The following is a 21,301-nucleotide window of genomic DNA, read 5'->3' as shown; positions in this document are numbered from 1 at the left end:
CTTCTCCGTTAGCCCAGATCGCCAAAACGCACCTGTAGCGCGGTGATGGCGGTGAGCGCAGTTGTCTCAGTACGCAGAACGCGAGGTCCTAACAGAATATCAGTAAACTGATACCGTGCGGTCATGGCAATTTCATCTGCCGACAGCCCACCTTCGGGGCCAATCAGCAAGCGGATGCGTTCCACCGGGAGCGGCAGCGTATTGATGCTGGCGCTGGCGCGGGGATGCAGGTTCAGTTTCAGACCTTCATCCTGTTCGGCGCACCACGCTTCCAGATCCATCGCCGGGCGAATTTCAGGCACCCGATTACGACCGCACTGTTCGCAGGCGGCAATGGCGATTTTCTGCCACTGCTGGAGCTTCTTGTTCAGGCGTTCGCTGTCCAGTTTAACGCCGCAGCGCTCAGAAAAAAGTGGCGTAATGAGGCTTACACCCAGTTCAATCGATTTTTGGATAGTAAATTCCATTTTTTCACCCCGCGACATCACCTGGCCCAGGTGGATGTGCAGCGGCGATTCTCGATCGTCGAGTTCAGCGTTAAGCACCTTCACGTCCACGCTTTTCTTACTGGCGTGGGTGATTTCGGCGTCGAATACCTGATTGCTGCCATCAAACAGCTGTAGCGCCTGGCCTGGCCCCATACGCAGCACGCGGCCGATATGGTTGGCTGCATCTTCACACAGTGAAATTTGGCTGCCGGAAGTGAGTGGCTCAGGGTGATAAATGCGAGGAATGCGCATAGTTAAACATCCGCGTCATGGCCCTGAGCTGCAAAAGGCCAGGGCATGGTTAAAAAATATTGCTGCTAGTGTAGGTTAGCTCTTTTGCGCCTGGCAAGCGCGTTGCACATAGGGGTTATGGTTCCCCTGTACCTTCGCAATGCGTTCGTCGCGCTCACACTCCCAATCGGTGACCGGATACTGCTTATTCCAGGCATTAAAAAGCTGAGTTTGCTGGCGGGAGAGCGTCAGGTTGTATTGGTCGCGCATGTAAAAATAGGTACGCGCGATGGCGCCACGGGCGCGGGCTGGCGGCTCGGCAACTTTCTCTTTGAAGTCAACCTTCATGGAGCATTGTCCATATTGGCCTTCACCACCGTTCCACTGGCTGTACATAAAGTTTGCGCGATCGCCATTGACCTCACCCACCGCGGGCTGCAGGTTATGCATATCGCTTTCCATTTTGCGATAGACCGGATCTTTAGCGCAGTTTTTACGCCCTCCGTCCTGCCAGCACTGGCGCTGATGACCAAATTGCCAGGCGGGGACAACGTGTTCCCATTCAATTCGACTGGCGCGGTTTTCATTTTTTCGCACTTTATAGCCGCAGGATTCGAGGTCAACGACCCCTTTTTTTCCTTGCCAATTAATTTTACATCCGCAATAGAAATCGCCTGGCGCATCGGCGTTAACTTTAACGCCCGCTGCTTTTGCCTGAGAAAAACTGTTGATGCCTTCGGCTAAAACCGAGCCTGAAAACGCAGCGGCTAACAGGGCCGCAGCAAAAGAAAGATTACGGTACATCACGAACTCCGTGTCAAAACGAGCCCGCAACGTAGCGAAAGTCATTCCTGTATGCAATCAGTTAGATCAGAAAAGTTCCTGATAATTCTGAAGATTATTCTGCAACCAGCGGTTCACCGCAGTGAACGCAGCGGTAGGTGGCTTCGCCGCGTACAACGCGGTTATGGCGGCGGACGGTCAGTTGGTGCTCCTGACACTTACAGCGGTATGTAAAGGTCTTACGCTGCACGGATTGCAGCTCAAACTGATGCGTGCGCCGGGCCGGTACGCCTAGCACGCTCTCCATCATCCATTTCCACTCTTTCCCGTGCGGCGGTACGCGGCCAAAGTGTTTCCACACCAGTAGATGCGCCAGTTCATGGGGCACCACTTCGTTAACGAACGCGTCAACATTCTCTATCAGCAAAACTGGATTAAGACGAATTTCGTAGGTTTGTAGCCACGCGGTACCCGCGGCGGTTCCGCGCTGTTGGTAAACCAGCTTTGGTTCCGGGTATTGGCGTTCGAGCTTGAGATTGGCCTGAGCGAGTTTTTCCCGCAGGCTGCGCATAACGGCTTGCTGGATGGCGATCGGGAGACGGGAGGTTTTCATAACGCCAGAGGATAGTGCGACAGGGAAGGGACTGCAAGAGGAAGGCTCCCTCCCACGGGGGAGGAAGCCTAACGAGATTAGTCGTGTGCGCCAATTTCGCGCAGTTTACGACCTTTCATCAGGTTACGTTCAATGTGTTCCAGAGAGACGTTTTTAGTTTCAGGGATCAGCCACAGGGTCAGGAAGATGAACAGTACGTTCAGGCCACCGTAGACCCAGAAGGTGTTGGCGCTGCCCAGCGAGTTCAGCATCGTCAGGAAGGTTGCGCCGACAATCATGTTGGCAATCCAGTTAGTTGCGGTAGAGCAGGTGATGCCGAAATCGCGACCTTTCAGCGGCTGGATTTCAGAGCACAGTACCCAAATCAGCGGACCGGCGCTCATCGCAAAGCCAACGATAAACATTAGCAGCATCAGGACAGCGAAGTATTGTGCGGCTGGCGAGTGAATACCCACGTGCATCATTGTACCCAGCACGCCCATACCGACGGCCATGACGATAAAGCCGAGGATCAGCGTAGGTTTTCGGCCCCAGCGGTCAACCAGGCCAATGGCGATAAAGGTTGCCAGCACGTTGGTCAGACCGACAATAACGGTCCCCCACATCTGTTCGGTGGTGTTGGTGTAACCCGCCAGCTCAAAGATTTTTGGCGCGTAATACATAATGACGTTCATCCCGGTGAACTGCTGCATCACCTGTAACAGGACGCCGAGGAAAACCGCGCGGCGGAAGTTGCTGTTTTCTTTAAACAGCGCCCAGCCGCTCTGCTTCACTTGCAGGCTTTCACGAATTTCATCCAGCTCGCGTTTGGCTTCAGCGCTGGTGTCACGCAGACGCAACAGAACGCGTTCGGCATCGACAAAACGACGTTTAGCCGCAAACCAACGCGGGCTGTCCGGCAGGAAGATGACGCCAACCAGCAGTAACAGGGCAGGGATGATGATCACGCCCAGCATCCAGCGCCATGCGCCGCTGTAGCTAAATGCCGTATCGGAAAGATACGCACCTAAAATACCGATAGTGATCATTAACTGATACATAGAAATCATGCTGCCGCGAATTTTTTCCGGGGCGATTTCGGACAAGTACAACGGTGCGGTATAAGACGCAACGCCGACTGCCAGGCCGAGCAGCACGCGGGAAACCAGCAGCACTTCAACGTTTGGCGCTGCGGCGGAGAACAGCGAACCGGCAACAAACAGGATTGCGCCGATCATCAGGCTTTTTTTACGCCCCAGCTTGAAGGAGAGCCAACCGCTGCCGACGGCGCCCACTGCCGCACCAAACATCATGGAACTCACCACCCATTCCTGAGTGTGTGGGGTAATTTGGAACTCGTCGGTGATGAATGGTAAAGCACCGGCAATAACACCGATATCCAGGCCAAAAAGTAATCCAGCCAGGGCTGCCAGGAAGCAGACAAAAAATGTCATGGCTTTGTTGGAATGCCCCGTTTTTTTATTGTCAGGCATGATGCCCTCCGTTGGGTAGCTAGTTTTGTTGATGTTAAGGGTAGGTGAGTACGGGGTAAAAAAATGCGAATCACATCACATTAGTGTAATCGGTTACACTGGCATTCATGTGGATTATTGTTTAATGAGTTGAAAGTTAACATTATTTATTATTATAGAATAAAGTTGATTGGCTGATTTTAAGACAATGCTGAAATATGATGTAACAGTGATGCAATGCTGGTAACGAAGAGATGTGAATTCAAGGTGGATAGAAATACCGTGCTATGTAATCGCTTTCATTTGTTATTGAAGCAAATGAAATTAGCGTGGTTATAGCGATGGGGGATGGGAAGCAAATGACATAAAAAAAGACCAGCACGAGGCTGGTCTTCATAAGCATTGAGCCGTCGGGGAATTACTTCAGACCGGCAGCTTCACGCAGCAGGGCGGCTTTGTCGGTTTTTTCCCATGGGAAATGTTCGCGACCAAAGTGACCGTAAGCGGCGGTTTCTTTGTAAATCGGGTGCAGCAGATCCAGCATCTGAATCAGGCCATACGGGCGCAGGTCGAAGAACTCACGCACCAGCAGGGTCAGCTGTTCTGAAGGCACTTTTTCAGTACCGAACGTTTCCACCATGATAGAGGTCGGTTCAGCCACGCCGATTGCGTAGGAAACCTGAATCTCACAACGGTCAGCCAGGCCAGCGGCAACGATGTTTTTCGCTACGTAGCGGGCTGCATAAGCTGCGGAACGGTCAACTTTAGACGGATCCTTACCAGAGAATGCGCCGCCGCCGTGACGGGCCATGCCGCCGTAGGTATCAACGATGATTTTACGACCCGTCAGACCGCAGTCACCCATTGGACCGCCGATAACGAAACGACCGGTTGGGTTGATGAAGAACTTGGTTGAAGCTGTCAGCCATTCAGTCGGCAGTACCGGCTTGATGATCTCTTCCATAACGGCTTCTTGCAGCGATTTCTGATCGATATCTTCAGAGTGCTGAGTCGACAGAACAACCGCATCAATACCGACGATTTTACCGTCGTCATACTGGAAGGTTACCTGGCTTTTTGCATCCGGTCGCAGCCAGGATAAGGTGCCGTTTTTACGCACTTCAGCCTGACGCTGCACCAGACGGTGAGCATAGGTAATCGGGGCTGGCATCAGCACGTCGGTTTCGTTGGTTGCATAACCAAACATCAGACCCTGGTCGCCTGCGCCCTGTTCCAGCGGATCCGCACGGTCAACACCCTGGTTGATGTCCGGAGACTGTTTACCAATCGCGCTCAGTACCGCACAAGAGTTGGCATCAAAGCCCATGTCGGAATGCACATAGCCAATTTCGCGAACCGTGTTACGGGTGATCTCTTCGATATCAACCCATGCGCTGGTGGTGATCTCACCGCCAACTAAAACCATGCCGGTTTTGACGTAGGTTTCGCAGGCAACGCGTGCTTTCGGATCCTGCTCCAGGATTGCATCCAGCACGGCATCAGAGATTTGGTCAGCGATTTTGTCAGGATGCCCTTCTGATACGGACTCGGACGTAAAAAGGTGTTTTGCCATATTTAATTTCACCTAAGGAGAATGTAGTTAGCTCAAACTGTCGAGTGGAATAGCCATGTGTAGAAGATTCTACCATGAGTCTGCAGATGACGGACACTGGCAGTCTGAGTGTTAATCGGTATAGATGGATTAACATCTGGACGGCTATTTTAAGTCGGTTCTGCGCCTGATTTCCAGCTTTTTTTGATTGAGCTCGCATTGTATTGAAAATGTAACTGGAAATTTTTCCTGACGGTGCTGGCAATGCGCGTATTTATCTTTTGCTTTTTCGTACTGTTGTCGGTATAAAACGCGGCGCGCGGCTCATATCCGTCATACTTCAAGTTGCATGTGCGTTGGCAATACTCGGCCCAGTCACTTACTCCTGTAAGCGCCCGGGGATTCACTGCGTTGCCGCCTTCCCGCAACTCGATTTATTGAGGATAGACAAAAAAGCACACGACGTTTTCATCGTGTTGCCACTTCCAGCCGGGTTAAAACTTTAGCTTTGGCTTGTGGGTTCGTTCCGTCAGGAGCAACCGTGGAGGTGATACGAGATAATGAACCGTTGTATTCTGCTGAATCTGTCGCACCGTTCTGGTGTACATATGTCCCCCGCAATCTGCATCTTGCATACCTGCCGATGTTATACCCATCTCGGCGCTTCTCAGGACTCCAGGGCCGGCAACGGTCACTAAGAACTGAACAAGGGCGCTCTTGGTAAACAAGAGTTTTCTCGTGGTTTCGCCGAACCGTCAGCATTAAGTTCGGTTACGTGTTTACATTGATATGAAAAAGAAACCGGTCGCACAGTCGGAGCGTCAGCACTATCTGCTGGAAATTCTGCCTGTATTTGGGTTGTTATCGCGTCTTCGGATTGCGATAGTAGTCAACTGTTTTACACTTGTTAATAAAATTTGAGGTTCGCTATGTCTGACGACATTTCTTTGGGTTCGCCTTCGTCAGCAGGCGAACACGGTGTACTACGCTCCATGCAGGAGGTTGCAATGAGTTCCCAGGAAGCCAGCAAGATGCTGCGTACTTACAATATTGCCTGGTGGGGTAATAACTACTATGACGTCAATGAACTGGGCCACATCAGCGTGTGCCCGGATCCCGACGTACCAGAAGCGCGCGTTGACCTTGCTGAGTTGGTGAAAGCCCGTGAAGCGCAGGGCCAGCGTTTGCCTGCATTGTTCTGCTTCCCGCAGATCCTGCAACACCGTCTGCGTTCGATTAACGCCGCGTTTAAGCGCGCCCGTGAGTCTTACGGCTACAACGGTGACTATTTCCTCGTTTACCCGATCAAGGTTAACCAGCACCGTCGCGTGATTGAATCGCTGATCCACTCCGGCGAACCGCTGGGGCTGGAAGCCGGTTCTAAAGCTGAACTGATGGCCGTTCTGGCTCATGCCGGAATGACCCGCAGCGTGATCGTGTGTAACGGCTATAAAGACCGCGAATACATCCGCCTGGCGCTAATTGGCGAAAAGATGGGCCATAAGATCTATCTGGTCATCGAGAAGATGTCTGAAATCGCTATCGTGCTGGATGAAGCTGAACGACTGAATGTTGTTCCGCGTCTGGGCGTGCGTGCGCGTCTGGCGTCGCAGGGTTCCGGCAAATGGCAGTCCTCCGGCGGAGAGAAATCGAAATTTGGCCTGGCGGCAAACCAGGTGCTGCAACTGGTAGAAATGCTGCGCGAGCGCGGTCGTCTGGACAGTATTCAGTTGCTGCACTTCCACCTCGGCTCACAGATGGCGAACATTCGTGATATTGCCACCGGCGTACGTGAGTCGGCGCGTTTCTACGTTGAGCTGCACAAGCTTGGCGTAAATATCCAGTGCTTCGACGTGGGCGGTGGCCTGGGCGTGGACTACGAAGGTACCCGTTCGCAGTCTGACTGCTCCGTAAACTACGGCCTGAACGAATACGCGAACAACATCATCTGGGCCATTGGCGACGCCTGTGAAGAGCACGGTCTGCCGCACCCGACGGTAATTACCGAATCCGGTCGCGCTGTTACCGCGCATCATACCGTGCTGGTGTCTAATATTATCGGCGTTGAGCGTAGCGAGCATACCGAAGCAACGCCTCCGGCTGACGATGCGCCGCGTGCCCTGCAAAGCATGTGGGAAACCTGGCAAGAGATGCATGAGCCGGGAACCCGTCGTTCGCTGCGTGAATGGCTGCACGACAGCCAAATGGATCTGCACGATATTCACGTTGGGTACTCTTCAGGCACCTTTAGCCTGCAGGAACGCGCGTGGGCAGAACAGCTCTATCTGAACATGTGTCACGATGTGCAAAAACAACTCGACCCGAGCAACCGCGCGCACCGTCCGATTATCGACGAGTTGCAGGAGCGTATGGCGGATAAGATTTACGTCAACTTCTCGCTGTTCCAGTCGATGCCGGATGCGTGGGGGATCGATCAGCTGTTCCCGGTGATGCCGCTGGAAGGGCTGAACAAAGCTCCTGAGCGCCGTGCGGTTCTGCTGGATATCACCTGTGACTCTGATGGCGCTATCGACCACTATGTTGATGGTGACGGCATTGCGACCACCATGCCGATGCCGGAATACGACCCGGAGAACCCGCCGATGCTGGGCTTCTTTATGGTGGGTGCGTACCAGGAGATCCTTGGCAACATGCACAACCTGTTCGGTGATACCGAAGCGGTTGACGTGTTCGTCTTTCCTGACGGCAGCGTGGAAGTTGAGCTATCTGATGAAGGGGATACCGTGGCGGATATGCTGCAATACGTGCAGTTGGATCCGAACACCCTGCTAACTCAGTTCCGTGACCAGGTGAAAAACACCGATCTGGATACCGAGTTGCAGCAGCAGTTCCTCGAAGAGTTTGAGGCAGGACTGTACGGATATACCTATCTCGAAGACGAGTAATTAAGATATATCTGCTTGAGAGCCGGCTTATTTATATAAACCGGCTCTTTTTTTATTAATGAAATCTGAAATATGGTGGCAACTCTTTCTTTTATCTTTTTAGAACTCTACTGTTGCCGATGTAATAACTCGGAAACAGAAAAGGAATCGAGATGAAGGGATTTAAGTGGAACGTGTTTTTTGCCGTAATTTTTTTACTTGCTGGTGGCTGTTCCGTGCCCGCATATTATAGCAGTGCACCTTCGCCAGGCGTGGGAACGGCCTGGGGCGGCGACGTGCACTCAACGGTAACGGGCGTATCTGTAGAACGTGCGGAGCGCGACCCTGCCGAAGTCATATTAATAAATTATTCTGCAAAGTATTCGACGGGTTACGATAGAGTATACAGCATACGCATTAGTGATTTGGAATATGCTGTTCGCGATGCTAATTTTAATTCTATCCCTATTACCCGTCTTTACAACTCTTCTGTTGGGCAATGGCAATATAGTCTTCCAGCCAGGGTGGGGACAAATTATCAATTGTATGTGCGCAATCACAGTCGAGATACGAACTATGAAATCGTCGCGACTGTAGATGGGCTTGATGTACTTAACGGCAAACCTGGTTCGCTGAATAACAGCGGTTATATTGTTAATGCGGGAGATTCGCTGGCAATCAAAGGGTTCCGAAAAGATAAGTATACTGAAGCCGAATTTCGGTTTTCTGATGCTTCAAACTCCTACGCCGCTAACTCTGCGCAGGGTGACAAGCGCAACATCGGAGTGATTGGTTTCGCCGCATTTGCTTTGCAGGGCCTGGTCGTAAAAACGCTCCCGCCTTGCTCCGCGCAGGCATTCCCGGCGGACAGTAATGGTTATGCCCCGCCGCCATGTCGTCAATAAACGCGCTGCTTGAAGCGGGGAAGTTTTAAGGCGATAATTACACAAAATCTGTTTTAAAAAATCTAACCCTTCCTCGTCGGGCCTAACGACGCGGAAGGGTTTTTTTATACCGACGAATATGAGGTTTTTGCCATGAGCACCTTAGGTCATCAATACGACAACTCCCTGGTTTCTAACGCCTTTGGTTTTTTGCGTCTGCCGATGAACTTCATGCCGTATGACAGCGACGCCGATTGGGTGATCACCGGCGTACCGTTTGATATGGCAACGTCTGGCCGCGCGGGCGGTCGTCATGGTCCGGCTGCGATCCGTCAGGTTTCCACTAACCTGGCGTGGGAACACAATCGCTTCCCGTGGGACTTCGATATGCGCGAGCGCCTGAACGTGGTGGACTGCGGCGATCTGGTTTATGCGTTCGGTGATGCCCGTGAAATGAGTGAAAAACTGCAGGCGCATGCTGAGAAGTTGCTTTCTGCCGGTAAGCGCATGCTCTCTTTCGGCGGTGACCACTTCGTCACGCTGCCGCTCCTGCGCGCGCATGCTAAACACTTTGGTAAAATGGCGCTGGTACACTTTGATGCCCACACCGACACCTACGCTAACGGCTGTGAATTCGACCACGGTACCATGTTCTACACTGCGCCGAACGAAGGTCTGATCGATCCGAATCACTCTGTGCAGATCGGTATTCGTACAGAGTTCGACAAAGATAACGGCTTTACCGTGCTGGATGCTTGCCAGGTGAACGATCGCGGCGTAGATGACATCATCGCCCAGGTTAAGCAGATTGTTGGTGATATGCCGGTGTATCTGACCTTTGATATCGACTGCCTCGATCCGGCGTTTGCTCCAGGAACCGGTACGCCCGTGATTGGCGGTCTGACTTCCGATCGCGCGATCAAGCTGGTACGTGGTCTGAAAGATCTGAATATCGTCGGGATGGATGTGGTGGAAGTGGCTCCGGCCTACGATCAGTCAGAGATCACCGCGCTGGCGGCGGCTACGCTGGCACTGGAAATGCTGTATATCCAGGCGGCGAAGAAAGGCGAATAACGGGTTTCGGACTATTTTGCCGGATGTCGCTGACGCTAGTCCGGCCTACATTATTGCTGAATTTGTAGGCCAGATAAGGCGTTCACGCCGCCATCCGGCACTGTTCGAGGATTATTTTATCCCGTCTGCGCTCATGCGATCGCGAATGTGTTGCGCACGTTCTGCAGATGCCGGGTGATCGTCAAACATTGAGCTTTGGCGTCCTGCTTCCAGTTTAGCCAGTTTCTCAAAGCTGGTAGCCAGTCCTGCCGGATTGATCCCACGTTTGCGCAACAAATCATACGAGTAATCATCCGCTTCGGATTCCTGACGCTGGGAGAACTGCGAGTTCACCAGTTTCTCGCCAAGATCGCCCAATTGCGACTGCGACAGGCTGCCGACAATGCCGCCAGCGGAAGCCGCTGCTGCACGTACGGCGTTAGTGCCCAGCGCGACCTGCATGCCTTTTTTCACGTGACCCAGCGCGACGTGGCCCATTTCGTGGCCGATCACCGCTTCAACTTCGTTATCGGTCATCATATCCATCAGGCCGCTGTACACGCGGATACAACCGTTCGCCATGGCAAAGGCATTCACATCTTTCGCCATATAGACTTTGTAGTTCACCGGCTGGCCGTTAATGTTGTCGCCAAGCGCGGCGGCGATTTTGCCAAGACGCGTTGCGTACTCGCTGCTGGCAGGGGCGATAGTAGCCTTGCTGTCCATATCTTTACAGGCCTGATCGCTCAGCGCTTTTACCTGAGTATCGCTCAGACTATAGGCCTGAAAAGCCTCTGCGCCAGAAGAAAGCAGTCCGTTTGAGTCCATGTTCTGGCAGCCGGTCAATGCCGCCGCCATGCTCGTAGCAAGCAGTAAAGCGCGAATTTTCATTTTTTCTCTTCCGCACAAAGTCAGGATTTTTCTAAAAAATGCGTCGTTTGCAGGTAAACCGACGCTCGGCCTTAGTATAAAGAAAAGAACATTCAGCGGGCGAGAAGATTGCGCAACTTGCGCGCATGATCCAGAGATTTCTGAAGCGGTAAAAGGATGCTCCATGTACATGACACGCGGCTTGGGTTACATTGTTGGCACTTTTTTCCGGCGTAGCCCAAAACGCGCTGTCGTCAAGTCGTTAAGGGCTCAGCCTTCATTATCCGATCTGGAGTCAAAATGTCCTCACGTAAAGAGCTTGCCAATGCTATTCGTGCGCTGAGCATGGACGCAGTACAGAAAGCCAAATCCGGTCACCCGGGTGCCCCGATGGGTATGGCTGACATTGCCGAAGTCCTGTGGCGTGATTTCCTGAACCACAACCCGACTAACCCGTCCTGGGCTGACCGTGACCGCTTCGTGCTGTCCAACGGCCACGGCTCCATGCTGATTTACAGCCTGCTGCACCTCACCGGCTACGATCTGCCGATGTCCGAGCTGCAAAACTTCCGTCAGCTGCATTCCAAAACGCCGGGTCACCCGGAAGTGGGTTACACCGCGGGTGTTGAAACCACTACCGGTCCTCTGGGTCAGGGCATTGCGAATGCTGTGGGTATGGCTATCGCCGAAAAAACGCTGGCGGCGCAGTTTAACCGTCCTGGTCACGACATCGTTGACCACTTCACCTATGCTTTCATGGGCGACGGCTGCATGATGGAAGGTATCTCTCACGAGGTATGTTCCCTGGCCGGTACGCTGAAGCTGGGTAAACTGGTAGCGTTCTACGATGACAACGGCATCTCTATCGATGGCCACGTTGAAGGCTGGTTCACCGATGACACCGCTAAGCGTTTCGAAGCTTACGGCTGGCACGTGGTTCGTGGCGTTGATGGTCACGATGCTGACGCGATTAAGCGCGCAGTTGAAGAAGCTCGCGCTGTGACCGACAAACCGTCCCTGCTGATGTGCAAAACCATCATCGGTTTCGGTTCCCCGAATAAAGCCGGTACCCACGACTCTCACGGTGCGCCGCTGGGTGATGCAGAAATCGCACTGACCCGCGAACAGCTGGGCTGGAAATACGCGCCGTTTGAAATTCCGTCTGAAATCTACGCGCAGTGGGATGCGAAAGAAGCAGGCCAGGCAAAAGAAGCTGCATGGAACGAGAAGTTCGCTGCTTATGCGAAAGCCTTCCCGCAGGAAGCCGCTGAATTCACCCGTCGTATGAAAGGTGAAATGCCGTCTGACTTCGACGCAAAAGCGAACGAGTTCATCGCTAAGCTGCAGGCTAACCCGGCGAAAATCGCCAGCCGCAAAGCGTCTCAGAACGCGATTGAAGCGTTTGGTCCTCTGCTGCCTGAATTCCTCGGCGGCTCCGCTGACCTGGCACCAAGTAACCTGACTCTGTGGTCTGGTTCTAAAGCTATCAACGAAGATACTGCCGGTAACTACATCCATTACGGTGTACGTGAATTCGGTATGACCGCTATCGCTAACGGTATCTCTCTGCACGGTGGTTTCCTACCGTACACCTCCACCTTCCTGATGTTTGTGGAATATGCCCGTAACGCGGTGCGTATGGCTGCGCTGATGAAACAGCGTCAGGTGATGGTCTATACCCACGACTCCATCGGTCTGGGCGAAGATGGCCCGACTCACCAGCCGGTAGAGCAGGTAGCTTCGCTGCGTGTGACCCCGAACATGAGCACCTGGCGTCCGTGTGACCAGGTTGAATCTGCCGTTGCATGGAAATACGGTGTAGAGCGTCAGGACGGTCCAACCGCGCTGATCCTCTCCCGCCAGAACCTGGCACAGCAGGAACGTACCGAAGAGCAACTGGCGAACATCGCGCGCGGTGGTTACGTGCTGAAAGATTGCGCCGGTCAGCCGGAACTGATCTTCATCGCTACCGGTTCTGAAGTTGAGCTGGCTGTGGCTGCCTGGGACAAACTGACCGCTGAAGGCGTTAAAGCGCGCGTTGTTTCCATGCCGTCTACCGACGCGTTCGACAAACAGGATGCCGCTTATCGCGAGTCTGTACTGCCGAAAGCTGTTTCCGCACGTGTTGCAGTGGAAGCGGGTATCGCAGACTACTGGTTCAAATACGTGGGCCTGAACGGCGCTATCGTTGGTATGACTACCTTTGGTGAGTCTGCACCGGCTGAGCTGCTGTTTGAAGAGTTTGGCTTCACTGTCGACAACGTTGTCGCGAAAGCAAAAGAACTGCTGTAATTTTGATTACAGGTGAAAACGGGTCGCTTATGCGGCCCGTTTTTTTAAAGTAATTAAATTTATTTGGTCGTGTGCAACCCGAAAATGTAGATTTGCATCACAAATATGATATTTAGCGATGTTTTATATTTGTAACTTGAATCACATTATTTCTGTTGACTTTTATATTTCTTTTCTCAATTCATTGTTTTTAAAGGCATCACCAAAAAACATTCTGCGCTGTATGTAGTTTTCTCCTCGATTGATTTCATTTCGCCGTGCGCGTATTTTATTTTTAACGCTAACTCGTACCCTAAAAATAAAATAAGGAAAATGTATGCGGCTGATTGATTACTTTCCCGAATCATCTATCTCAATAAAAAATTCAGCAAAGAACTGGCAGGAGGCAATTGACTTTTCTATGTCATCCTTACTTGCCAATCATTATGTCAATTCAGATTATATTCAGGCCATTAAAGACTCAACGATTAACAATGGTCCTTATTATATTTTAGCGCCAGGCGTCGCCATGCCGCACGCTCGACCGGAGTGTGGTGCGTTAAAAACCGGTATGTCATTAACGCTTCTCAAACAGGAAGTGAAATTTTCCGAAGACGATGAAGGTATCAGATTATTAATCGGATTGTCGGCGGCTAATGCTGATTCACACATTGGCGCTATTCAGGCCTTAAGCGAATTATTATGTGAAGAGGAAGCACTAACCGCTTTGTTAGCGGCTAAATCAGAAAAACAATTGGCGGATATTATCGCTCAAGCATAATTAACGGTTTCCTTTCAGGACATTATTATGGAAAACAAGTCTGCTCGTGCCAAAGTCCAGGCTTTTGGTGGGTTTTTGACTGCAATGGTCATTCCCAACATCGGCGCGTTTATTGCCTGGGGTTTTATTACCGCATTATTTATTCCTACTGGTTGGATGCCGAATGAGCATTTCGCCAAAATTGTCGGTCCGATGATTACCTATTTACTGCCCGTCATGATTGGCTCCACAGGGGGACATCTGGTTGGCGGGAAACGCGGTGCGGTAATGGGGGGCATTGGTTCTATTGGCGTTATTGTGGGCGCGGATATCCCGATGTTCCTTGGCGCGATGGTAATGGGGCCGCTTGGCGGTTGGGTGATTAAGCATATCGACCGTCTGCTGGAAAAACGCATTCCTGCAGGCTTCGAGATGGTTATCAATAATTTCTCTCTTGGTATTGCGGGAATGCTTTTATGCTTGCTGGGGTTTGAAGTTATCGGCCCGGCGGTTCTCATTGCCAATAATTTTGTGAAGGAGTGTATTGAAGCGTTGGTTCATGCGGGCTATCTGCCGTTGCTATCCGTAATCAATGAGCCGGCAAAAATCCTCTTTCTGAACAATGCCATCGATCAGGGGGTGTATTATCCGCTGGGGATGCAGCAAGCTTCTGAAACGGGAAAATCAATTTTCTTCATGGTGGCATCTAACCCAGGGCCGGGATTAGGTTTGTTACTCGGCTTTGCTATCTTTGGCAAAGGAATGAGTAAAAAGTCTGCGCCAGGCGCCATGATTATCCACTTCCTCGGTGGTATTCATGAACTGTATTTCCCGTATGTGCTGATGAAGCCTCTGACCCTGATCGCGATGATTGCCGGGGGAATGACCGGGACGTGGGTATTCCACCTGCTGGACGGTGGGTTAGTTGCGGGGCCAAGCCCAGGATCCATATTCGCCTATCTGGCATTAACGCCGAAAGGTTCTTTCCTCGCGACCATTGCAGGAGTCACCGCGGGAACCGTTGTTACTTTTGTTATTACCTCTGTCATCCTGAAAATGGAAAAGAACGTTGAAACAGAAAGTGAAGATGACTTTGCTGAATCAGCCAGAACCGTCAAAGCGATGAAGCAGGAAGGGAAATTCTCTTATAAAAACATTAAACGTGTCGCTTTTGTCTGTGATGCAGGAATGGGTTCCAGTGCTATGGGGGCAACCACGTTTCGTAAGCGTCTGGAGAAAGCGGGATTGAATATTACTGTGACGCATTATGCTATCGAAAACGTTCCGCAAGATGCCGATATTATTGTCACCCATGCCAGTCTTGAAGGTCGTGTTAAACGTGTAAGTGAAAAGCCATTAGTGCTGATTAAGAACTATATTGGTGACCCATTGTTGGATGATTTATTTAAACGCATTACTGCGAACTAGCCTTCTTATATTTTTGGAGTGAATATGAAAACGAAAGTTGCTGCCATATATGGCAAGCAGGATATTCGTATCCGCGAGTTTGAACTGCCTGCAATTACAGATAATGAATTGTTAGTAAGCGTAATATCCGATAGCGTTTGTTTGTCTACCTGGAAAGCAGCAGCATTGGGGAGCGATCATAAACGCGTACCGGACGATCTGGAAAATCATCCGGTTATTACCGGACATGAATGTGCAGGTATCATTGTTGAGGTGGGAAAAAACCTGACGGATAAATATAAGAAAGGTCAGCGTTTTGTGTTGCAACCCGCGATGGGATTGCCTAGTGGATATTCAGCGGGATACAGCTACGAATATTTTGGCGGCAATGCGACATATATGATTATCCCGGAAGTGGCGATTAACCTCGGATGCGTTTTGCCTTATCACGGCTCTTATTTTGCTGCCGCCTCATTGGCAGAACCGATGTGCTGCATTATTGGCGCGTATAACGCGAATTTTCACACCACGCCTTACGTTTATGAGCATCGCATGGGGATTAAGCCAGGGGGGAACATTGCGCTTCTGGCCTGCGCCGGGCCGATGGGTATTGGTGCAATAGATTATGCCATTAACGGGAATATTCAGCCGTCGCGCGTGGTGGTGGTCGATATTGACGAAGCACGACTGGCGCAAGCTAAAAAACTGTTGCCCGTTGAGTTGGCGGCTGAAAAGGGGATTGAGCTCATCTATGTGAATACTACTGGCATGGATTCTCCGACAGCGATGCTGCGAGCGTTAACTCATGACGCAGGTTTTGATGATGTCTTTGTGTATGCGGCAGTGCCTGCAGTTGTTGAGATGGCTGATGATTTACTCGCGGAAGATGGTTGCCTGAATTTTTTTGCCGGCCCTACGGACAGTAACTTCAAAGTGCCGTTTAATTTTTATAACGTGCACTACAACAGCACTCACGTTGTCGGGACATCCGGTGGTTCAACGGATGATATGAAAGAGGCCATTGCGCTCAGTGCAACTGGCCAACTGCAACCGTCGTTTATGGTGACGCACATTGGCGGCCTTGATGCCGTTCCGGAAACTGTATTGAATTTACCGGCGATCCCCGGAGGTAAGAAGCTGATATATAACGGCGTTACCATGCCACTAACCGCCATTGCTGATTTTGCCGAGAAAGGGAAAACTGACCCATTATTCAAAGAACTGGCGCTACTGGTGGAGGAGACGCACGGTATCTGGAATGAAAAGGCAGAAAAATACCTTTTGGCACACTTTGGCGTTGATATCGGGGAGGCGGCGATATGATGTCGCTGGCATGGCCGCTATTTCGTATCACGGAGCAGGCTGCACTGGCAGCCTGGCCGCAAACCGGGTGCGGCGATAAAAACAAGATTGATGGTCTGGCTGTGACGGCAATGCGGGAAGCATTGAACAGTATTGCCATTCGCGGACGCATCGTTATTGGCGAAGGGGAGATTGATCAAGCCCCGATGCTGTGGATTGGTGAGGAAGTGGGAACCGGCACCGGACCTGAGGTAGATATCGCCGTTGATCCTATCGAAGGAACCCGAATGGTGGCTATGGGGCAAAGCAATGCGCTGGCCGTCATGGCGTTTGCCCCTCGCGGCAGTTTGTTACACGCTCCTGATATGTACATGAAAAAACTGGTTGTTAATCGGTTTGCGAAAGGGGCGATTAATCTGGCGCTGCCGTTGGCAGATAATCTGCGTAATGTGGCAGAGGCGTTGGGTAAACCGCTGGAGCGACTGCGGATGGTGACGCTGGATAAGCCGCGCCTTCAACCAGCGATTGCCGAGGCGACACGGCTTGGCGTCAAGGTCTTTGCTCTGCCCGATGGTGACGTGGCCGCCAGCGTGCTGGCCTGTATGCAGGAGAATCCTTATGATCTGATGTATACCATTGGCGGCGCGCCTGAAGGGGTTATTTCAGCCTGTGCGGTTAAAGCGCTGGGGGGTGATATGCAGGCCGAACTGATTGATTTTTGCGAAGCGAAAGGAAATAACGCAGATAATCGTCTGATTGCGGCACAGGAACATCAGCGCTGCGCGGAAATGGGCGTTGAGATCAACCGGATCTACGCGCTGGACGAACTGGTAGGAGGAAATAAGATCCTCTTCAGCGCGACAGGAGTCACGGGCGGCGATCTTGTGAAAGGGATCCAACAGGTTGCGAATGGTGTGCGCACGCAAACTTTACTGATCGGCGGCGCGGATCGAACGTGTAATATAATAGACTCTCTGCATTCATGGTGATTTATCGAGAAACGAATGACGACGCTGACAGAAGACGATGTGCTTGAGCAACTGGATGCTCAAAATAATTTACTCTCGTTTATGACGACGGCACATAACATTTTGCTCCAGGGCATTAAGCGCTTTCTACCGTCGCTGTTCGTTAATAACGATGAAGAGATCGTGGAATATGCAGTGAAGCCGTTACTCGCCCAGAGTGGACCGCTTGACGATATCGACGTTGCGTTACGTCTGATTTATGCGTTGGGAAAAATGGATAAATGGCTTTATGCCGACATCACCCATTTCTCTCAGTTTTATCAGTACCTGAACGAGCAGGATAATATCCCCGGTTTTGCCGATGACATTACCTGGGATTTTGTCAGCAACGTGAACAGTATCACCCGCAACGCAACGCTCTACGGTGCGCTGGAGTCGATGAAATTTGCCGACTTTGCTGCGTGGTCCGAAGTGCGCTTTAGCGCAATGGTCAAGACGGCAATGACGCTGGCAGTGACGGCGATTTTAAAGGAATTAACGCCGTGAAAATCAAACTAACGGTGAATGGGCTACAGGTTGAAGCACATTACCGTGATGATGAGATAGAGAACGTCCACAAACCGTTATTACAACAGCTGGCAAAAATACACGCCACTCACCCGCAGCGACGAACGATCGTTTTTCTCAGCGCACCGCCTGGTACGGGTAAATCGACGCTGACCACCTTCTGGGAATATCTCTCCCGTCAGGATCCTGGCCTGCCGGAGATCCAGACGCTGCCGATGGATGGCTTCCATCACTACAACACCTGGCTGGATGCTCATAACCTGCGAGCATACAAAGGTGCGCCGGAAACCTTTGATGTGGATAAGCTTGCACAGAATCTACGTTTGATAAGGGAAGGGGAGGGCACCTGGCCTCAGTACGACCGGCAAAAACACGATCCGGTAGAAGCGGCTATAACAGTGACCGCGCCGATTGTGATTGTGGAAGGTAACTGGTTATTACGCGATGATGAAAGGTGGCGGGCGTTAGCTGAGTTTTGTGATTACTCGCTGTTTATTCGTGCACCTGCCAACGCGCTCCGTACACGATTGGTAGGCCGTAAACTGGCGGGCGGACTATCACAAGCTGACGCTGAGGCGTTTTATGAGCGTACCGACGGACCGAATGTTCGTCGGGTACTGGAAGCGAGTCTGCCTGGTGACCTGACGCTGGAGATGCTGGAATCTGGTGAATATCGGATTGCGTGAAGGCCAATTATTCCAGTAAGCCGTAATGATTATTACGGCTTACTGGAATAATTTCCCCCGGTCTCAGCGGGAAAAATGTGATGTGCGTCAGATAACTGTTTTCTTTGGCTGGACAATCATTCCTTTTATTCCGCGTTTCGCTTATTCTAGCTGAAGCGTTTCAGTCGATTAAATGTTCGACAATTAACCAATTAGTCGCAGTTTGCGACAGGTAAGGTTTCCCTGAGCGATTTGCTGCATTACTCTGTCTGCCACATCGTTTCTGAGAAATCCTTGCAGGAGACCTATGACCGTACGCGTAGCGATTAATGGTTTCGGTCGCATCGGACGCAACGTGGTTCGTGCTTTGTATGAATCCGGGCGTCGGGCGGAAATCACCGTGGTGGCAATCAACGAACTGGCGGATGCTGCAGGCATGGCGCATTTGTTGAAATATGACACCAGCCATGGACGTTTTGCCTGGGATGTTCGTCAGGAACGTGACCAGCTCATCGTTGGCGATGACGCGATCCGCATTCTGCATGAGCGAACGCTCGATGCGCTTCCCTGGCGCGAACTGAGTGTCGACGTTGTGCTGGATTGTACGGGGGTCTTCGGCAACCGCGAACACGGCGAGGCGCATATTGCCGCTGGTGCAAAAAAAGTGCTCTTTTCACATCCTGGTAGTCACGACATCGACGCAACCGTTGTGTATGGCGTTAATCAGGATCAGCTGCGCGCTGAACACCGGATCGTTTCCAACGCCTCCTGCACCACGAATTGCATAATACCCGTCATTAAATTGCTGGATGATGCTTACGGCATTGAGTCTGGTACCGTCACCACGATCCACTCCGCGATGCACGATCAGCAGGTTATTGATGCCTATCATCCTGACCTGCGTCGCACGCGAGCGGCCAGCCAGTCTATTATTCCGGTTGATACCAAACTGGCGGCGGGCATCACGCGAATTTTCCCGCAGTTTAACGATCGTTTTGAAGCGATTGCGGTGCGTGTACCGACCATAAATGTGACGGCGATCGACTTAAGCGTGACGGTGAAAAAACCAGTAAAAGCCAGTGAAGTCAACCAGTTGCTGCAAAAAGCAGCACAAGGTGCATTTCATGGTATAGTTGACTATACGGAATTACCGTTGGTCTCTGTAGATTTTAACCACGACCCGCACAGCGCCATCGTTGATGGTACGCAAACGCGCGTGAGTGGCGCTCACCTGATCAAAACGCTGGTCTGGTGTGATAATGAATGGGGCTTTGCTAACCGTATGCTCGACACAACGTTAGCGATGGCTGCTATTGGTTTCAGGCTCGACGCTTGAGCGTCGACAAAACTTTATGAATCAACGAGAGGATTCACCATGTCTGTAATTAAGATGACCGATCTGGATCTGGCTGGTAAACGCGTTTTTATCCGTGCGGACCTGAACGTACCAGTTAAAGAAGGGAAAGTAACCAGCGATGCGCGTATCCGTGCTTCCCTGCCGACCATCGAACTGGCCCTGAAACAGGGTGCTAAAGTGATGGTAACTTCCCACCTGGGTCGTCCTACCGAAGGCGAGTACAACGAAGAATTCTCTCTGCTGCCGGTTGTTAACTACCTGAAAGACAAACTGTCTGCTCCGGTTCGCCTGGTAAAAGATTACCTGGACGGCGTTGAAGTCGCTGCCGGTGAACTGGTTGTTCTGGAAAACGTTCGCTTCAACAAAGGCGAGAAGAAAGACGACGAAGCACTGTCCAAAAAATACGCTGCGCTGTGTGACGTATTCGTAATGGACGCTTTCGGTACCGCTCACCGTGCGCAGGCTTCTACCCACGGTATCGGTAAATTCGCCGACGTAGCTTGCGCAGGTCCGCTGCTGGCTGCTGAGCTGGATGCGCTGGGTAAAGCGCTGAAAGAACCTGCTCGTCCGATGGTGGCTATCGTTGGTGGTTCTAAAGTTTCTACCAAACTGACCGTTCTGGACTCTCTGTCAAAAATCGCTGACCAGCTGATCGTTGGTGGTGGTATCGCGAACACCTTCGTTGCTGCTCAAGGCCACAACGTCGGCAAATCCCTGTACGAAGCTGACCTGGTTGATGAAGCTAAGCGGCTGCTGACGACTTGCGATATCCCGGTCCCGACTGACGTTCGCGTAGCGACTGAATTCTCTGAAACTGCACCGGCTACGCTTAAATCCGTTAGCGATGTAAAAGAAGACGAGCAGATCCTGGATATCGGCGACGCTTCTGCACAGCAGCTGGCTGACATCCTGAAGAATGCGAAAACCATTCTGTGGAACGGCCCGGTTGGCGTGTTCGAATTCCCGAACTTCCGCAAAGGTACTGAAATCGTTGCTAATGCTATCGCAGACAGCGAAGCATTCTCTATCGCAGGCGGCGGTGACACCCTGGCAGCAATCGACCTGTTCGGCATTGCTGACAAAATCTCCTACATCTCTACTGGCGGCGGCGCATTCCTCGAATTCGTGGAAGGCAAAGTACTGCCAGCAGTAGCCATGCTCGAAGAGCGTGCTAAAAAGTAAGACATTGATGGG

General features: G+C 51.6%; 20 protein-coding genes. 14 read left to right on the top strand and 6 right to left on the bottom strand.

What is annotated here, in order from left to right; translation table 11 throughout:
• Positions 1-8: 8 nt before the first annotated feature.
• The 5 genes from rsmE to metK all read right to left on the bottom strand — a co-directional run bounded on the left by rsmE (position 9) and on the right by metK (position 5,139).
• On the bottom strand, positions 9-740 hold the full coding sequence (gene rsmE / locus B9P82_RS08990) for a 16S rRNA (uracil(1498)-N(3))-methyltransferase (protein ID WP_016154393.1): 732 nt from the start codon (positions 738-740) through the stop codon (positions 9-11).
• A gap of 75 nt (positions 741-815) precedes the next feature.
• Complete coding sequence (gene endA, locus B9P82_RS08985) at positions 816-1,523, bottom strand: deoxyribonuclease I (RefSeq protein ID WP_101700211.1); 708 nt, start codon at positions 1,521-1,523, stop codon at positions 816-818.
• 94 nt (positions 1,524-1,617) lie between these two features.
• Positions 1,618-2,115: a SprT family zinc-dependent metalloprotease gene (locus B9P82_RS08980; protein WP_101700210.1), complete on the bottom strand. Its 498-nt coding sequence runs from the start codon at positions 2,113-2,115 to the stop codon at positions 1,618-1,620.
• A gap of 77 nt (positions 2,116-2,192) precedes the next feature.
• Positions 2,193-3,587 carry a galactose/proton symporter gene (gene galP, locus B9P82_RS08975; RefSeq protein WP_016154390.1) on the bottom strand — a complete coding sequence of 465 codons (1,395 nt, stop codon included), beginning with the start codon at positions 3,585-3,587 and terminating at the stop codon, positions 2,193-2,195.
• A gap of 397 nt (positions 3,588-3,984) precedes the next feature.
• Positions 3,985-5,139: a methionine adenosyltransferase gene (gene metK / locus B9P82_RS08970; protein ID WP_003027071.1), complete on the bottom strand. Its 1,155-nt coding sequence runs from the start codon at positions 5,137-5,139 to the stop codon at positions 3,985-3,987.
• Between the two features lie 539 nt (positions 5,140-5,678).
• On the opposite strand from metK, the gene B9P82_RS29315 reads away from it, so the two are divergent.
• From B9P82_RS29315 to speB, 5 genes are all read left to right on the top strand, one after another.
• The gene (locus B9P82_RS29315; protein ID WP_269149342.1) at positions 5,679-5,816 is read left to right on the top strand and encodes a hypothetical protein; all 138 of its coding nucleotides are present in this window, start codon (positions 5,679-5,681) and stop codon (positions 5,814-5,816) included.
• 91 nt (positions 5,817-5,907) lie between these two features.
• On the top strand, positions 5,908-6,039 hold the full coding sequence (gene yqgB, locus B9P82_RS08955; RefSeq protein ID WP_049041971.1) for an acid stress response protein YqgB: 132 nt from the start codon (positions 5,908-5,910) through the stop codon (positions 6,037-6,039).
• An 8-nt stretch (positions 6,040-6,047) separates the two neighbouring features.
• The gene (speA, locus tag B9P82_RS08950; RefSeq protein ID WP_016154389.1) at positions 6,048-8,024 is read left to right on the top strand and encodes a biosynthetic arginine decarboxylase; all 1,977 of its coding nucleotides are present in this window, start codon (positions 6,048-6,050) and stop codon (positions 8,022-8,024) included.
• Between the two features lie 152 nt (positions 8,025-8,176).
• Positions 8,177-8,908: a hypothetical protein gene (locus tag B9P82_RS08945; RefSeq protein ID WP_101700209.1), complete on the top strand. Its 732-nt coding sequence runs from the start codon at positions 8,177-8,179 to the stop codon at positions 8,906-8,908.
• 132 nt (positions 8,909-9,040) lie between these two features.
• Positions 9,041-9,961, top strand: coding sequence for an agmatinase (speB, locus tag B9P82_RS08940; RefSeq protein ID WP_016154388.1), 921 nt, complete (start codon positions 9,041-9,043; stop codon positions 9,959-9,961).
• Positions 9,962-10,072: 111 nt separating this feature from the next.
• Here the strand turns inward: speB and B9P82_RS08935 are convergent, their stop codons facing one another.
• Positions 10,073-10,831, bottom strand: coding sequence for a metalloprotease LoiP (locus B9P82_RS08935; protein ID WP_016154387.1), 759 nt, complete (start codon positions 10,829-10,831; stop codon positions 10,073-10,075).
• A 279-nt stretch (positions 10,832-11,110) separates the two neighbouring features.
• Here B9P82_RS08935 and tkt point away from each other — a divergent pair, with 279 nt between their 5' ends.
• The 9 genes from tkt (at position 11,111) to pgk (ending at position 21,289) form a co-directional block, all read left to right on the top strand.
• Complete coding sequence (tkt, locus tag B9P82_RS08930; protein WP_016154386.1) at positions 11,111-13,102, top strand: transketolase; 1,992 nt, start codon at positions 11,111-11,113, stop codon at positions 13,100-13,102.
• 316 nt (positions 13,103-13,418) lie between these two features.
• The gene (gene cmtB, locus B9P82_RS08925) at positions 13,419-13,862 is read left to right on the top strand and encodes a PTS mannitol transporter subunit IIA (protein ID WP_047414452.1); all 444 of its coding nucleotides are present in this window, start codon (positions 13,419-13,421) and stop codon (positions 13,860-13,862) included.
• Positions 13,863-13,889: 27 nt separating this feature from the next.
• Positions 13,890-15,269: a PTS mannitol transporter subunit IIBC gene (locus tag B9P82_RS08920; protein ID WP_016154384.1), complete on the top strand. Its 1,380-nt coding sequence runs from the start codon at positions 13,890-13,892 to the stop codon at positions 15,267-15,269.
• Between the two features lie 24 nt (positions 15,270-15,293).
• Positions 15,294-16,571 (top strand): zinc-binding dehydrogenase, encoded by a 1,278-nt coding sequence (locus B9P82_RS08915; protein ID WP_016154383.1) that lies wholly within the window; start codon positions 15,294-15,296, stop codon positions 16,569-16,571.
• Positions 16,568-17,539, top strand: a complete 972-nt coding sequence (glpX, locus tag B9P82_RS08910) for a class II fructose-bisphosphatase (RefSeq protein ID WP_016154382.1) — start codon at positions 16,568-16,570, stop codon at positions 17,537-17,539. Before B9P82_RS08915 ends, glpX begins: the two co-directional genes overlap by 4 nt.
• Positions 17,540-17,554: 15 nt before the next feature.
• On the top strand, positions 17,555-18,064 hold the full coding sequence (locus B9P82_RS08905) for an MltR family transcriptional regulator (RefSeq protein ID WP_016154381.1): 510 nt from the start codon (positions 17,555-17,557) through the stop codon (positions 18,062-18,064).
• Positions 18,061-18,771, top strand: coding sequence for a nucleoside/nucleotide kinase family protein (locus B9P82_RS08900; RefSeq protein WP_016157432.1), 711 nt, complete (start codon positions 18,061-18,063; stop codon positions 18,769-18,771). The genes B9P82_RS08905 and B9P82_RS08900 overlap by 4 nt, the downstream gene beginning before the upstream one ends.
• A 286-nt stretch (positions 18,772-19,057) precedes the next feature.
• On the top strand, positions 19,058-20,086 hold the full coding sequence (epd, locus tag B9P82_RS08890) for an erythrose-4-phosphate dehydrogenase (protein ID WP_016154379.1): 1,029 nt from the start codon (positions 19,058-19,060) through the stop codon (positions 20,084-20,086).
• 39 nt (positions 20,087-20,125) lie between these two features.
• Positions 20,126-21,289, top strand: a complete 1,164-nt coding sequence (gene pgk / locus B9P82_RS08885) for a phosphoglycerate kinase (RefSeq protein ID WP_003027032.1) — start codon at positions 20,126-20,128, stop codon at positions 21,287-21,289.
• The last annotated feature ends 12 nt before the right edge of the window (positions 21,290-21,301 follow it).

The organism is Citrobacter sp. L55, assembly GCF_002850715.1.
GTDB lineage: Bacteria > Pseudomonadota > Gammaproteobacteria > Enterobacterales > Enterobacteriaceae > Citrobacter > Citrobacter braakii.
Note: the sequence above shows the minus strand (reverse complement) of the source record. Positions and strands in the feature narration are given on the sequence as shown.